Here is a 13,726-nt window from a genome sequence, read left to right on the forward strand (position 1 = left end):
CTCATATAAAAAACCCTATCCTTTGATAGGGTTTTTTTTTTGCTCAACTTACTTCTTTATATAAATTTTTTCTTAGCCATGGCAAACTTAATCCCATTACATTACTAAAACAACCTTCTATTTTTTCTATATATTTTCCTCCTATACCCTCCAAAGCAAAGCCTCCAGCGCAGTATAAAGGTTCACGGGTGTCTACATAACTCTTTATTTCCCAATCCTCTAACTTAGAAAAATAAACTCTTGAACTTACTGTTTCTTTAATTGTTTCAGTGATTTTAAACATATTATAATTAGCATCAAAATTTCCAATTATTAGAGTATGACCAGTATGTAAAAAACCAAATTCTCCAGACATTTTTTCCCATCTAATAAATGCCTCTTCTTTATTAGATGGTTTTCCAAAAGCTTTCCCTTTAAATTCAAAGATTGAATCACATCCAAGAATTTCCAATAAACCATAATTAAAGTCTTCTGGCAATAATGTTTTTTGAATATTTTGAGATAAACTATGAGCCTTTTGAAAAGATAATTCCAAAGCTAAATTAGGTATATTCTCATCTTTGATTAAAGACTCATCAAAATTACTTGAAATTTGAAGGAACTCAATTTGACAATTTTCTAGTAATTTCTTTCTAGATTGGGAAGCAGAGGCTAGAATTAACACAAATTTTTTTTCGAATTATAATTCAATTTACAAATTAATAAATTTCACAATTAATATAAACCACAAATGCAGTTAGAAGCGAAATCATATGCAATAAAGAAACCAATTATGGTCCTAGGCACTTCCAGTGGGGCAGGAAAATCATTAACGGTAACAGCAATTTGCAGGATTCTTAAAAATTCAGGAGAAGAGCCAATACCCTTTAAAGGACAAAATATGAGTAACAACGCTTGGGTTGATTGGGAAGGGGGAGAGATGGCATATTCACAAGCACTTCAAGCATTTGCTTGTGGTATTAATCCTTCCTCAGAAATGAACCCCATTTTATTAAAACCACAAGGAAACTCAATAAGCGAAGTTATTCACCTTGGCAAAAGCATAGGAACCACAACCGCAAAATATTACTACAAAGATTGGTTTATTCCAGGATGGGAAATAATTAAAAAAAGTATAAAATCTATTTACAAAAGAAATCCAAATTGCCGTTTAATTATCGAAGGAGCTGGCAGTCCAGTAGAAATGAATTTAATTCATAGAGACCTTACTAATTTAAGAATTGCAAAGTATTTAAAAGCAAATTGTATTTTAGTTACTGATATTGAAAGAGGGGGCATATTTGCACAAATAATCGGAACCCTTGAATTAATGAAACCTGAAGAAAAGAAACTTATTAAGGGAATCATTATAAATAGATTTAGAGGAGATCTTTCATTATTTGAAGAAGGTAAAAAATGGATAGAGAATAAAACTCAAATCCCTGTTATTGGAATCATTCCATGGTTAAATGATTCATTTCCTCCAGAAGATTCTTTAGACTTGTTAGAAAAAAAATCACGTTCCACAAATCATGAGATCAAAGTCGGAATTATAAAATTACCATCAATAAGTAATTTTTCAGATTTTGATCCATTAGAAAATGAAGAATCAATATTAATTGAATGGATTGTAGAATCGCAAAACTTGAGTAAGTATGACTTTATTATTCTGCCCGGTAGTAAACAAACTATTAAAGATCAAATATTTCTTGAAAAGTCTGGTTTGTCTAAGGATATTAGGGAATATTCCAATAATAAGGGAAATATTATTGGAATTTGTGGAGGTTTACAAATGTTAGGAACAACTCTTTATGATCCTTTTTTTAAAGAGGGTTCCAAAAGTCAGTCTGAACAAACGATTAAAGGCATTGGATTACTACCATTAAAAACAACTTTCTTTGAGAAAAAATTAACACGACGAATCAACTCTGAATCGGTATGGCCATGCCAATCAAAAATCAATGGATTTGAAATTCATAATGGGCAAACTGAATTTGATAATAATCAAAGCTCATTAAAGATTAACCCTATTTTTAAAGACTTAGATCTAGGTTGGTACAAAGAAAATAATAGGGGTGGGACTGTTGCAGGAACTTATATTCATGGAATCTTTGAAAATGATAGCTGGAGAGATCAATATCTTAATTTAATAAGGAAGAGTAAAAATTTACCAATATTAAATAAAAAATCAATATCTTATAAAAAGAAGAGAGAATCTATTATTGATAATCTTGCGGATGAATTCAATAAACATTTAAATCTCACATCATTTTTAAGTTGAAACAAAAAAAAATAAAAATTATTTGGCCAAATAATAATGAAACATTTGTTTCAGAGGGAGATGATTGGTTCTCTTCTGCAGAAAAGGCTGGTTTTGAAATTCCAACTGGCTGTCTTACAGGAAGCTGTGGAGCCTGCGAAATAGATGTGAATGGTGCAACAGTAAGAGCATGTATAAGTGATATTAAAAGCAATAAAAAATGCTTATTTAAAGTTTCATTAACTACAGACCCATTTTGGGAAATATAAACTTTCTTTTTTTATTAATATAAAAAATTAAACTTAATTCCAAATCTATATTGATTATCTTTCAAAAGTTGTCCAAGGTCTTGAACTCCTGCGGCATTAGAATAATACAAATCTAATGACTTTTCAGGTGAGAAAGAATATCTCAATGCAAGAGTAGAGTTTAAATCCGAATCTTTTTTAATTGAAGTATTTATTTCTGGGATAAGCATCAAATTATCTGATAAATTTATATAACTTGAGAAGCCGATCCCACCAAAACTGTCCACCCCACTAAAAAAGTATTTGGGAGTAATATTAAAGGCCAACCAATTGTTTAATCTAAAAGTATTCATAAATTCTGTGAATAAATACCCTTGATTAGTATCATCATTTCTTCCTACTGATGCTCTTAATGCAAGCCAATAAAGGTCATCTTTTTGAGGACTCAATATTAGAAGCTTACCGCCTAACCTAAAATTAATATTATTTTCACCTAAGTAGGTCGAATATAAATTTGAATTTTTACTTCCGCTAAAGTTTAAATCATTAAAACTACCAATATTTAGAAGCTCTAATTGGAATATATTTGATAAAGAATAACCATAAGAGCCAAATAAATTACCTCTACTATCATAGTTAAAAAGTATTTGTGAAGTTCCAGCTCTTGGTATCAAGGCATTATTTACAGTAATCCCACTATTACTAATAAATCTATCTCTCTCATTTAGAGGATTAAGATATGTATCCTCGCCGTGGGGTTTATAAGTAATATTGGCAGAGTAAAGTGGAAGGTTATCTGAGGGAATAGTAAGCAATCCAGTAGAGGGAGAAGCTCCGTATGAGTTTGTTATTTTTCCTTCAATTCCAATCTTAGAATTAATATCCCATCCCAAACCAAAACTATATATACTCTTTCTAGAGTAGTTTAAATCACTATCAAAATAATTATTACCTGGACCTAAAGGAGTCGTATATGAGAAAAGAAGATTAAGATCTTCAGCCGCATTAAAGATAATGCCACTTCCAATATAGAAATTATTACCATACGCATTTTTTCCAATTCCTTTGGAACCTAATTTCTCAGGCAAAAATGTGATGCCGGGGACAATTAAAGCAGTAAAGTTTTCATTTAAATTTTTTGATATTGGGAAAGATAAAGCTCCAACTAGATCTTCAAATTTGTCTTTACCAAGTGAACTATCACTTTGATTAAATATACTTTTTGAGGTTTCAGATCCACTAGCATGTCTCCAATATTCAAGAGTAGATACTAATGACAATCCAAATTCAAAATCTTCCTCATCTATTAATTTTTTCTTAAATGAAAGTCCATAATTTTGCCAATAATAGTTAATTTTCTGACCGTCTACTAAGTTATATAGATCATCATCAGCTCCCGTTATATAAAGAGAAAGAAGGGAAGAATCTGAAATTCCGTAATCAAAAACGAATGAGGGATTTTGCTGCCCAATACCATCCGAGGCACCTCCATCAAAAGATGATTTCCACCTTATAGAGGTTTGAAAATTACCATAGTCAAGGAAATTATTGAGTGGCAAAAAAGGTTCGAGTTCCGTTATCTGAGGAACTGATATTTTTGAGGATTCATATATTTTTTCTTCGTTTGATGAATTCGTACTATTTTTTATTAAACCTTGTTTATTTTTATTTCCAAAATAAAATTCATCATTTTTGTAGGATTTCCAGATAATCTTTTGCAATGGTTTAGATTTATTTTCATCTACCTTTTTCCAATTAATCGAATTTAATTTAGAAGAATCTTCTTTTGCTTTACCTGCAAAGACTCCCACAAAATTCAATAATTGACTAATTAAAAATATATAAAAAACTATCCTCATATTAACAAATTCTAAAACTTACCTTCTAACATCCAATTATACAAAAAAAAAACTATAATTATCAATCTTAAATTTCCCAAGATAATAATTCACCAGGGTATACAACTAATATTGTAAATAGTTCTATATTTTGGTCTAAACTTATCTACATATAAGTTGGAATAAAATGTAGTTGAAAATTTCATAAATTCAATAATACCTAAAGAAAGATTCCACTAAGCATTCCCGATGATTAAATAAAGAAAAATATAATATAAAAATGAACCTAAAAATGTGTTGATTAGGATAACTTTTTTTTTGATTTTTGAGGAGGCAATAATATAGCTTCCTAAGACGTGAGGTATTATTGGGAAAGATCTTATGATTAAGATATAAAAGGATCTAAAGGTGACATTTTCAAAAAATTTATAAAAATAATTTTTCTTTGGTTTTTTCAGAAACAATATATTTCCAGAAAATCTGAATTTAATTTTTCTCAAAATAAGAACCTGAATTACACTTAAAATGGTTAAAGCAGGAGAAAAAAATAAAACATAATATAACCCAAAAAGTTTTACTAATATAAAGTCAAAAATAATCGAAAAAGGAAGACCTAAAAATATAGAAATTATATTCAAAGCTATCAAATATTTGTATTGAATATTATTTACTATTGATTCAATATCATAGGTATATTTAGATATTAAAGCCAAAAAATAAACCAATAAATAGGTAAAAAATACTTTAAAAATTACTGACTTAAAATTCATATTTTTTTAACAAATAAGATCAAATATTCCAAATAATTATCAAAAATAAGTAATTCAAAAAGATCCCCTTTTTAAGTTAACGCTCATTAAAATATATATGTTAAGGTAGCATCTTTTTTGTTTTTCTTTAATAAAATATATCTTGCAAATCTTGAATAAGTTTTCTATCTCTGAAATAGAAATATTTTAATTAATAAAATGAGAGGGTTAAATCCTAGTTGCATACCATCAAGGAAGATATAGAACTATATATAATTAAAACTTTAACTTTTAATTCATTCCCCGTCACTAAATTCGGTATAGAAAATAACACTTGGAAAGAAATAGGAAAATCAATAAAAGTAGTGAGTTTGCATAAAAAAAGACCTCTATTTCTAGAGGTCTTTCTTGGTGTTACCAAATCAAGTGTTTCCTTGTTTCCACTGTTTTAGTAAAACCACTCCTTCACACACTTTTAAAATATGACATTTTTTTCTTTTTCGTGGAAGGGCGAATGGGATATTACTAAACTGTCACATCTACAAGTTGTCTATTGCAGTATATTTGTCATTAAAAACACCCTAATTTAGACAGAAGGGTGTTTAGTTATCAAAAATTAGTTTGTGAGCAGTTTCTGATAAATATAATTTAATGGCAGAAGGTATCAAATATCTACACTATTAATTACTAATTGTTTTCCAAAAATAGATAAAGATTTGAAAACTGGTTTTTAGTATCTACTATTGCGGTACTTGTTGACATCAACTTCCATCCTGCAGAATTACTTTTTTCATAATTAATGCAATTTCGTTTTCTTGTCTTTGAGTATTTGCATTTCCTACTGCGTAATATATCAATATCATTTTCTACTTTTGCCATTTTTCAAGGTGATGCTTTATTTAGAATTAATATGACTAAACCTTTCATCTTTAATTGGAGAACTTAGGTAGGGTGGTTGAAAATAATTCTTATATGGTATTACCTTCTCCTCAGATTGCGATTGGATTACTGCTTATAAGTATTGGAATAGTAGTTACTTTTGATATCAAAATTGATTTATTCAAAAGTAAATTAGTTAAAGAAAAAAGTTAGATATCTGGGAAAATAACTATATTAATTAGATTAAGAATAAAAAACATCCTGTAATAAATCCACTTAAATGACCTAATAAACTTACCCCTGGCAAGAAAGAAAAAATCAACCCTATAAGGCATATTGTCTTTGACATTTTTTGAACTTCATAATTGGATTTAAAACCTATTTCTTTACCTAAAAAATAACTCTTTCCATAAAAAGAAGTTAATAGTAGGAATCCAAAAAAAGCATAAATTATTCCACTAAATCCTAAAGCGGCATAATTTGGATATATATTAAAATAAGATAAAATCTTTTCGTAAAACCAGATAATAAAAAAATTTAAAAAAGAACAAATTAAAATAAATTTTAAATAAAAAAATCTGCTTTTAATTCCGAGTCTCATCAAGAAATATCTAGTGATGATTATTCCACCAAGATTACTTAATAAATGATTTAAATCTGCATGGATTAGAATTGATGTGAAAATCCTATGGGGTTGATCACTAATTAATCTTGGTACAAAGTAAAAATATTCTTTATCAATAACACCAATTAAATCTGTAAAAATAAAAACTGAGATTAAAAAAAATCCAGTCACAAGAAACTGCCAATCATATTTAAAGATTGAATTATTAAAAGGCATTTTTTAGTTTTAAATAAAAAAACATCTTCTTAAATAGAAGAAAAGACCCTTGTCAGGGTCTTCATTGATATCTTAATTTATATTACCTTTAGTAAACTTTGCAATGAGAACTTGTTGGGTGGTCTATGCATTCTTTTTCCCAATAATCTTGTCTTTGATCTTTAGGTAGTTGATAATTAAAATCATGCATTCTCCAAATATCTGAAGTTGCATTTCTAAGGGCAGTGAATGGAGTAGTTAGTCTCATAAAACCTCCTATATCTCTACTAATTAATTATCCTCCTATTCATTTGAAATTAATAGAGTATTAATACTCGAGTATTAGTGCTTTGTGGATGTCTCAACTTTCTATTCCCATTCAGTAGTAGTAGAAATAATTCACTATTCAAAAGCACTTAATCTAATTTGTGGACAGAGAGGTGACTAAGACTAGAAGAGGGGGTTTGTTTGCCCTCTTATTTTTTTTGAATTTTATTCGTGTTTTTTGCTAAAGGATTAATCTTACAAAGTAAATCATAAAATTTCTTATTCAAAAGATAATGATTAAAATCTTTTTGGATGCGTTCAAAAAGTATGTAGGGAAAGTATGAGCACTAAATGGGATGACAAATCTTGGCAGAAAGATTTCTTAAATATGAAGTCACATTCCCCCTCAGATGCGAAACTCTTAATGGGAGTTGTAAAAGGATTAAAAGATGCATGGCGTCTAGGTGTTCTGCATGTTGAATACGAAAGACTGAAGAAAATTCAGGAGGAACAGCAACAGCAATGAAAGAAAAATTTAACTGGCAGAAAGAATTATTAGAAAGTGGAAAATTTAATGATAAATTTTCAAAAAATCTTCTAGAGCATGGAGCAAAAAACTTTATGCAAGGAATCTATCTTGGATATATGTACTCAAGATGGAGAAAAATAAGAGGTTTAAATAAATATGATCCTGTAGAGAATGCAGGTCAAATGCAATCATTATTCAAAGATTTTGAAAAAAAATCAAATGAAGATGATACGTAATTCCCTATAAAATAATCAGAATCACTCATTATTAACAAGAGATCTCAAGGAATCCACCAACACCATATTTCGTCAATCAAATATCCACCAAAACATTAAAGATATCCCCCACCACATCCAACAAAACTTATAAAAATAAAAACCAACACTATTTAAACTGATATTTTCTAGAACTCTTCTCTATCATTGCAATTTGAACTAGAACTCAAGAAATCAAGAGTACTAGTTATCCTATTAAACCGGAGAGGGTGTTCATAGAGTGATTTTAATATGAACAGTCCTGAACAGGTCTGAACAGGTTTTTAATAAAAAAATTTAAATATCACAAACATATCACAAACACACAACACAAAAATACTTAACTAAAGTCAAACAATATAATTTATTTTTTTGTTTGAAAAAATTTTCAGAAATTATAACTTGTTGAATTTCTCTGCCGCGATACAAACAGGTTCTCCCATGCCAATTTCTCTAGTCTTTTTTTTACCATTCAGTGCTGAAGCGCAAACATAGGATGATTTATTATAAGTATATTTATATCCTGCCAAATTTTTAATAACTCCACTTCCACTGCAATACCACAGGTTCCCATCAGGGTATGATTCTTTCCTACAAGAAACATTTTCTTTTTTAAATTTTACTGTAGAACCATTTGATAATTTTATCTTTGCTTCACCTCCAAATAAAACTGCATTACCAAGAAAGATAATTATTATTCCTCCTCCAATTTTAGTAATGTACTTATTTTTATTGTTTCTTCCATACCAAGATAAAAAGTTCTTCTTATATGGATCGATAAACTTGAGTATTTTTTTTAAAGAATCTTCTATTTCAGACATATAAAATAAATTTTTTAATTAATAATAACTTAATGCTTTCAAAAAATCATCTTTTGTTGGAGAATAAAAAACTAAAATTGGAAATCACAAACACTACATTTAGAAATCACAAACATATCACAAACAGACAAAAACCAAAACTTAACTAAAGTCAAAAAAGGTGATTTATTTTTTTTAAAAACATTTTCGTATAATCATTTCTGGGAGTTTCTACAAAACATAAAATTAGAATATCCGGAGAGGGTGGGATTCGAACCCACGAATAGTTACCTATTAAACGATTTCGAGTCGTTCGCTTTCGACCACTCAGCCACCTCTCCAGGCTTTATTGATTATCTACAAAATTGAATCAAAAAAATAAGGTCTATTTATTTATCTTAATTATTAATTCCAACCTGCATCTTTCATCAATTTTATTGCAAGAGAGTTATTAACCCCAAGATCGTATACTGTAACCTCGTCAGGAGTAAATTCTCCAAAATCTTTGACAATAGGGTTTTGATTAACCTCTTTTAATGGATGTTCAAAAGTAGGATCAGCTAATCCTTTACTACCTCCTGGAGATGCTAAATATTCAAGAAGCTTAATAGCTTCGGCTTTATTAGAGGCATATTTAGCAACGCCACCAGCGCTAATATTTACATGAGCAGGACTTGGTGTAAGTACTACTGTTTTTTTTGCATATAAAGCATCTCTTCTTCCATTAATCCCTGCCAACATCCTTGCTACATAATAATGATTAACTATTCCTATTCCGCACTTTTTCTTAGAAACTGCTCTGATTATTGAAATATCTCCTGGGAAGAAAGGTTGAGAAACATTAGATATCATCCCATTAAGCCAAGTTTTTGTTGCCTCTTGACCTTTATTAACAATTTGATTAGCTACCAATGATTGATTATATGGACTTTTTCTGTTCCTTAAACATACTTTACCTTTCAAGGATGGATCAGCTAGATCTGTATAGTCATTTATCTTACTCACATCTACAACTTTTGGATTAGCGACCATAACTCTTACTCTTCTAGTTAATGCATACCATTGCTTATCCTTATCTTTTAAACCATCTGGTACATCTTTTTCTAAGGATGAAGATTGAATACTCTGAAGTAATCCAGCTTTTGCAGCATTCGTGATTCTTGCAGCATCAACTAGCAATATTAAATCTGCTTGGGAATTCTTTCCCTCCCTTTTCAATCTTTCAATTAAAGAAATTCCTGCCGCTTCGATTAACCTAACTTTAATTCCTGTTTCTTCTGCAAATTTTTTGTATATAGCTCTATCAGTGTTGTAGTGTCTACCCGAATAAACTTTTACTTCTTTTTGTGTTGAATTAGATGGTAAATTAACATTTAATAAAAATGTAAATGTTAGTGCTGAGTAAAAAATTTTTTTTAGTTTTTGCACTTATTCAAATCAGTATCTATGGTTACTTTATACCCATCAAAAGTCTTCGGGCTTTAAAAGCGATCTTCTATACATAAAGATGTATCATTTTTTATATTGCATATGAATTATTTAACTCATCAGTTACTAAATGCTGAAGAAATAAATTTTATAAAAGAAAAATTAGGTCAAGAAATTGAAGGTTGGGAGGACGGTAAAAATACTGCAGGAAGCCATGCTTCTAAAGTAAAAAATAATTTGCAACTAAATAGAAAATCAGATATCTCTAAAGAATTATCATTGCTAATTAAAAAAAAGATTTTAGATGATAATTTAATCAAAAGTTTTACTTTGCCAAAACATATTCATGGAATCATGTTCACAAAATCCTTAAAAGGGATGAGCTATGGTCGTCATATAGATAATGCCTATATGTCATCAGGAAGGGCTGATTTATCATTCACAATTTTCCTTTCAGAAAAGAAACAATATGAAGGTGGTGAACTATTGATTGAGAATATGACTTCAGAAAGCAAATTTAAACTTAATAGAGGTGAAATTATAATTTATCCAAGCACAAATCTGCATTCCGTTAAAAGTGTTCTCAATGGAGAAAGAATAGTATGCGTTGGATGGATCGAAAGTTATGTAAAAAGTATTGAGGAGAGAGAATATTTATTTGATTTAGATGCAGGTGCGAGGAGTCTACTTGCAAAGCATGGCAGATCTGACGAGCTTGATCTTATTTTCAAATCATATTCAAATCTATTAAGAGTTATGGGTGATTAAATATAGATCATTTTATACAACAAAAAGAATAATAATTTGAAAATGGTTAACATATTAAAAAAGCAAATTATCTAATGCCAAAAAAAAGTTCAATTGCAATTTTTATTGCAGCAACAAGCGCACTAGCTATTTCAACTGCAGATACTAACCCAGTTAAATCAGGTGAAAATGATTTAGGAGGATTAAAAGAATGGAATACTGATATGCCTTTAGACGCAGATTTCAAACTAGATGCAGATGCAAAAAAAATAGCTGACGAAGCAGCAAAATCAAGTGCTTGTATTCCTATTGGAGAAGGGGAGAACTGCTGGTAATATTTTTAAATTAAATAAAACCAATTCTTAAATTTAAAATAAAAAAAAGCCGGTTAAGGCTTTTTTTATTTATTTAATTAGAAAAAAAAACGCTTATTAAGGCGTTTTTTAATCGGTAAAATTAAAACTTAAATGTAGTTTCAATTAGTGCACCAGTGAAGTCTTGACCAGTTGTACCGTTTCTATCAGATCCACCAAATATAGCAGGTGTGATTTCTATTGAATCATTAGGTCTGAATGAATAGTAAACTTCGTACGCGAATGGATCGGTATCGTTATCTTCATTTTTAGTAGGCTGTCCAAATGCAATACCAATTTTGTCATCTGCCTGGAAAATATCATTCCAATTTAAACCAACAAAATATGCATCAGAGTTTGATGTAGCATTTGTAGCATTTTCATAACTAGTAGTGTCATAACCAACAGAAATTGCTGGAGTAGCAGTACCTGTTTCTTCTGGTCTCCACCAGCCTCTTAAACCAACTGAAGTGAAGTTACCAAGAGTTTTACCTGACTTAGCAGTTCCACCATGGCCACTTGTGTGATAATAAGTATCACTCCAACCATTTGTTTTAACGTTTAGAAGAGCTGATACAGAATATCTATCCTTTGTATAACCAACTTGGGTAGCCCAACTTGTCTTTGTTTCGTCAGTAAGGAGACCTGAATTTACGTAAGATTTAGTCTTATCAGTACCACAAGGATCAAGAGTTTCGTAACAAGATGTATTTGATTTAGTACCTATGTTTGAACTAACTGCAAATCCATTGTCTGCTTTGTAAGCCCAACCAGCACCTGTATCTGTACTTGCACCATATGCTTCTCCATTACCGCCAAGAGTAAATTGCTTTGTTACTGGCTTATAGATGGAAGGTGTAGTTCCATGCATATAATAGTTTTCAATTTTTGGACCTACCCAAACTGTGTTTCTCTCACCGAGAGGGAATTCATACCAAATTTTGTCAACTTTTAAAGTATCACCATTCTTGTTAGCTGAACTTAAGTAGGTACCATAAGTTTTAGTTTTAGACCAGTCAGCATGATTACCTGTCTTGATTCTTACGTAAAGATTATCATCACCAGTAAAACTTGTATTTAGGTTCATGGTGTATGTATACATGGCCTGAATAGCTTCAGAAGCTGTTTCAGATGCTAAGTCATAGTCAACACCACCAAGTGTAAATACAGCCTTACCGTCTAAAGTTGTAGTTTCAGAGAAACTACCAGCCTCAAAATTGTTTTGTCTAGCTTCTAGACCATCTACACGTCCTTTAAGTGTCGCTAAATTTTCATTAACTTCGTTAACGAATGATTTGTTATCAATTCTTTTGGATTTAGATTCGCTACGACCGTAGCTACTCATGCCCTCAAGATTGATTGTATCGGAAGCTTGTGCTGCAATAGGGGAAATTAAACCAACTGCAGTACTAGCAACCAACAATTGTTGGAAGAGTTTCATTGTGCCTCACACTAAAATTACCCACAAGAATGGGTAACTATACTGTATCTGGTGTAACAAAAAACAAAAGAATAATTAGTTGCCTTTTGAAGTATCTTTTTATACAGGACATAAAGATTTAAAGGTTAATTATCTTTTATTTAATGGATACATCAATAGTTCTCTTTCTTCAATCCAAGATGATGCAACTTCTCTGGCTAATTTTCTAATCTTTTCAATATATTGAGCACGATCTGTAACTGAAATTACTCCTCTTGCATCAAGCAAATTAAATGTATGACTACATTTTAGAACAAAATCAAGGGCAGGGTAAGTTAATTTCTTTTCGATTAAATTATTTGCCTCATCCTGATAAATTTCAAATAATTTCCTAAGATTATCAGGATTAGATTCATTAAAATTATATGAGCATTGACTTTTTTCAAATTGAAGCCAAATATCACTATATTTCAAATTTTTGTTCCAATTTAAGTCCCAGATACTTTCCTTATCCTGCAAAAACGTTGCAATCCTCTCTAATCCATAAGTAATTTCAATTGGGATTGGATTACAATCTAATCCCCCGCATTGTTGGAAATAAGTAAATTGAGTAACTTCCATACCGTCCAACCAAACTTCCCAACCTACTCCCCAAGCTCCAAGAGTTGGTGACTCCCAATTATCTTCCACAAATCTTATGTCGTGATTTCTAGGATTAATTCCTAGAGATTCTAAAGATGTTAAATATTTTTCTTGAATCCCCTCTGGGGAAGGTTTAATTATTACTTGATATTGAAAGTAGTGCTGGGCCCTATTTGGATTATCTCCAAAACGTCCATCTGTGGGTCTTCTACATGGCTCTGAATATGCGACACTCCAAGGCTCTGGTCCAATTGCCCTTAAAAAAGTATGCGGATTCATTGTTCCAGCACCCTTTTCAGTATCATAAGGTTGCATTATTAAACATCCTTCCTCGGACCAAAATTTGTTTAAGTTTTGAATTATGTCCTGAAAAAACATCTAATTAAAAAGTTGAGAGATTTAAATCAATTCCATAAGCAATACTAACAAAGCTTCACACGAAGAAGAACAAAAATAAATTATTAAAATATTAATTGCTCTCAGAAAAGACATATTTTCAAATGTAAAAATAAG

The 13,726-nt window shown here is 30.3% G+C and carries 16 protein-coding genes and 1 tRNA gene; 7 read left to right on the plus strand and 10 right to left on the minus strand.

What is annotated here, in order from left to right:
- Positions 1-43: 43 nt before the first annotated feature.
- On the minus strand, positions 44-664 hold the full coding sequence (locus HA146_RS06445; RefSeq protein ID WP_209108752.1) for a nucleoside triphosphate pyrophosphatase: 621 nt from the start codon (positions 662-664) through the stop codon (positions 44-46).
- A gap of 66 nt (positions 665-730) precedes the next feature.
- Here HA146_RS06445 and HA146_RS06450 point away from each other — a divergent pair, with 66 nt between their 5' ends.
- Both HA146_RS06450 and HA146_RS06455 read left to right on the plus strand, forming a co-directional pair.
- Positions 731-2,260, plus strand: coding sequence for a cobyric acid synthase (locus HA146_RS06450; RefSeq protein ID WP_209108753.1), 1,530 nt, complete (start codon positions 731-733; stop codon positions 2,258-2,260).
- A complete protein-coding gene (locus HA146_RS06455; protein WP_209108754.1) occupies positions 2,257-2,508 on the plus strand; it encodes a 2Fe-2S iron-sulfur cluster binding domain-containing protein in 252 nt (83 codons plus the stop codon). The genes HA146_RS06450 and HA146_RS06455 overlap by 4 nt, the downstream gene beginning before the upstream one ends.
- A 14-nt stretch (positions 2,509-2,522) precedes the next feature.
- On the opposite strand, the gene HA146_RS06460 is transcribed toward HA146_RS06455, so the two are convergent.
- Entirely contained in the window at positions 2,523-4,346 is a 1,824-nt protein-coding gene (locus HA146_RS06460; protein WP_209108755.1) for a hypothetical protein, read from the minus strand.
- 1,415 nt (positions 4,347-5,761) lie between these two features.
- A complete protein-coding gene (locus tag HA146_RS06465; protein ID WP_245211330.1) occupies positions 5,762-5,953 on the minus strand; it encodes a hypothetical protein in 192 nt (63 codons plus the stop codon).
- Positions 5,954-6,007: 54 nt separating this feature from the next.
- Here HA146_RS06465 and HA146_RS06470 point away from each other — a divergent pair, with 54 nt between their 5' ends.
- A complete protein-coding gene (locus HA146_RS06470) occupies positions 6,008-6,166 on the plus strand; it encodes a hypothetical protein (RefSeq protein ID WP_209108756.1) in 159 nt (52 codons plus the stop codon).
- A gap of 25 nt (positions 6,167-6,191) precedes the next feature.
- On the opposite strand, the gene HA146_RS06475 is transcribed toward HA146_RS06470, so the two are convergent.
- Together HA146_RS06475 and HA146_RS06480 are read right to left on the minus strand one after the other, a co-directional pair.
- A complete protein-coding gene (locus tag HA146_RS06475) occupies positions 6,192-6,794 on the minus strand; it encodes a rhomboid family intramembrane serine protease (RefSeq protein ID WP_209108757.1) in 603 nt (200 codons plus the stop codon).
- Between the two features lie 88 nt (positions 6,795-6,882).
- Positions 6,883-7,041 carry a hypothetical protein gene (locus tag HA146_RS06480; RefSeq protein ID WP_193742653.1) on the minus strand — a complete coding sequence of 53 codons (159 nt, stop codon included), beginning with the start codon at positions 7,039-7,041 and terminating at the stop codon, positions 6,883-6,885.
- Between the two features lie 339 nt (positions 7,042-7,380).
- On the opposite strand from HA146_RS06480, the gene HA146_RS06485 reads away from it, so the two are divergent.
- Together HA146_RS06485 and HA146_RS06490 are read left to right on the plus strand one after the other, a co-directional pair.
- The gene (locus tag HA146_RS06485) at positions 7,381-7,566 is read left to right on the plus strand and encodes a hypothetical protein (RefSeq protein WP_209108758.1); all 186 of its coding nucleotides are present in this window, start codon (positions 7,381-7,383) and stop codon (positions 7,564-7,566) included.
- The gene (locus tag HA146_RS06490) at positions 7,563-7,805 is read left to right on the plus strand and encodes a hypothetical protein (RefSeq protein WP_209108759.1); all 243 of its coding nucleotides are present in this window, start codon (positions 7,563-7,565) and stop codon (positions 7,803-7,805) included. The genes HA146_RS06485 and HA146_RS06490 overlap by 4 nt, the downstream gene beginning before the upstream one ends.
- A 413-nt stretch (positions 7,806-8,218) precedes the next feature.
- Here HA146_RS06490 and HA146_RS06495 read toward each other — a convergent pair whose 3' ends face one another.
- The 3 genes from HA146_RS06495 to HA146_RS06505 all read right to left on the minus strand — a co-directional run bounded on the left by HA146_RS06495 (position 8,219) and on the right by HA146_RS06505 (position 10,051).
- Entirely contained in the window at positions 8,219-8,644 is a 426-nt protein-coding gene (locus HA146_RS06495; RefSeq protein ID WP_209108760.1) for a hypothetical protein, read from the minus strand.
- 235 nt (positions 8,645-8,879) lie between these two features.
- Positions 8,880-8,964: transfer RNA gene (locus HA146_RS06500), tRNA-Ser, on the minus strand.
- 64 nt (positions 8,965-9,028) lie between these two features.
- Positions 9,029-10,051: an extracellular solute-binding protein gene (locus HA146_RS06505; RefSeq protein WP_209108761.1), complete on the minus strand. Its 1,023-nt coding sequence runs from the start codon at positions 10,049-10,051 to the stop codon at positions 9,029-9,031.
- Positions 10,052-10,153: 102 nt separating this feature from the next.
- Here HA146_RS06505 and HA146_RS06510 point away from each other — a divergent pair, with 102 nt between their 5' ends.
- The gene (locus tag HA146_RS06510; protein WP_209108762.1) at positions 10,154-10,819 is read left to right on the plus strand and encodes a Fe2+-dependent dioxygenase; all 666 of its coding nucleotides are present in this window, start codon (positions 10,154-10,156) and stop codon (positions 10,817-10,819) included.
- Between the two features lie 74 nt (positions 10,820-10,893).
- Positions 10,894-11,133, plus strand: coding sequence for a hypothetical protein (locus HA146_RS06515; RefSeq protein WP_209108763.1), 240 nt, complete (start codon positions 10,894-10,896; stop codon positions 11,131-11,133).
- Positions 11,134-11,254: 121 nt separating this feature from the next.
- Here the strand turns inward: HA146_RS06515 and HA146_RS06520 are convergent, their stop codons facing one another.
- Positions 11,255-12,592 (minus strand): iron uptake porin, encoded by a 1,338-nt coding sequence (locus HA146_RS06520; protein WP_209108764.1) that lies wholly within the window; start codon positions 12,590-12,592, stop codon positions 11,255-11,257.
- A gap of 129 nt (positions 12,593-12,721) precedes the next feature.
- On the minus strand, positions 12,722-13,591 hold the full coding sequence (gene glyQ / locus HA146_RS06525; protein WP_209108765.1) for a glycine--tRNA ligase subunit alpha: 870 nt from the start codon (positions 13,589-13,591) through the stop codon (positions 12,722-12,724).
- Positions 13,592-13,726 lie beyond the last annotated feature (135 nt).

It is taken from the genome of Prochlorococcus marinus CUG1416 (assembly GCF_017695965.1).
In the GTDB taxonomy this organism is placed as follows: Bacteria; Cyanobacteriota; Cyanobacteriia; order PCC-6307; family Cyanobiaceae; genus Prochlorococcus_A.

Excerpts from the sequence above, each read along its gene's own strand:
- HA146_RS06475 (WP_209108757.1), bottom strand. The coding sequence starts at position 6,794 with ATGCCTTTTAATAATTCAATCTTTAAATATGATTGGCAGTTTCTTGTG.
- HA146_RS06485 (WP_209108758.1), top strand. The coding sequence starts at position 7,381 with ATGAGCACTAAATGGGATGACAAATCTTGGCAGAAAGATTTCTTAAAT.
- glyQ (WP_209108765.1), bottom strand. The coding sequence starts at position 13,591 with ATGTTTTTTCAGGACATAATTCAAAACTTAAACAAATTTTGGTCCGAG.
- HA146_RS06460 (WP_209108755.1), bottom strand. The coding sequence starts at position 4,346 with ATGAGGATAGTTTTTTATATATTTTTAATTAGTCAATTATTGAATTTT.
- HA146_RS06520 (WP_209108764.1), bottom strand. The coding sequence starts at position 12,592 with ATGAAACTCTTCCAACAATTGTTGGTTGCTAGTACTGCAGTTGGTTTA.
- HA146_RS06515 (WP_209108763.1), top strand. The coding sequence starts at position 10,894 with ATGCCAAAAAAAAGTTCAATTGCAATTTTTATTGCAGCAACAAGCGCA.
- HA146_RS06510 (WP_209108762.1), top strand. The coding sequence starts at position 10,154 with ATGAATTATTTAACTCATCAGTTACTAAATGCTGAAGAAATAAATTTT.
- HA146_RS06490 (WP_209108759.1), top strand. The coding sequence starts at position 7,563 with ATGAAAGAAAAATTTAACTGGCAGAAAGAATTATTAGAAAGTGGAAAA.
- HA146_RS06480 (WP_193742653.1), bottom strand. The coding sequence starts at position 7,041 with ATGAGACTAACTACTCCATTCACTGCCCTTAGAAATGCAACTTCAGAT.
- HA146_RS06450 (WP_209108753.1), top strand. The coding sequence starts at position 731 with ATGCAGTTAGAAGCGAAATCATATGCAATAAAGAAACCAATTATGGTC.
- HA146_RS06495 (WP_209108760.1), bottom strand. The coding sequence starts at position 8,644 with ATGTCTGAAATAGAAGATTCTTTAAAAAAAATACTCAAGTTTATCGAT.
- HA146_RS06465 (WP_245211330.1), bottom strand. The coding sequence starts at position 5,953 with ATGGCAAAAGTAGAAAATGATATTGATATATTACGCAGTAGGAAATGC.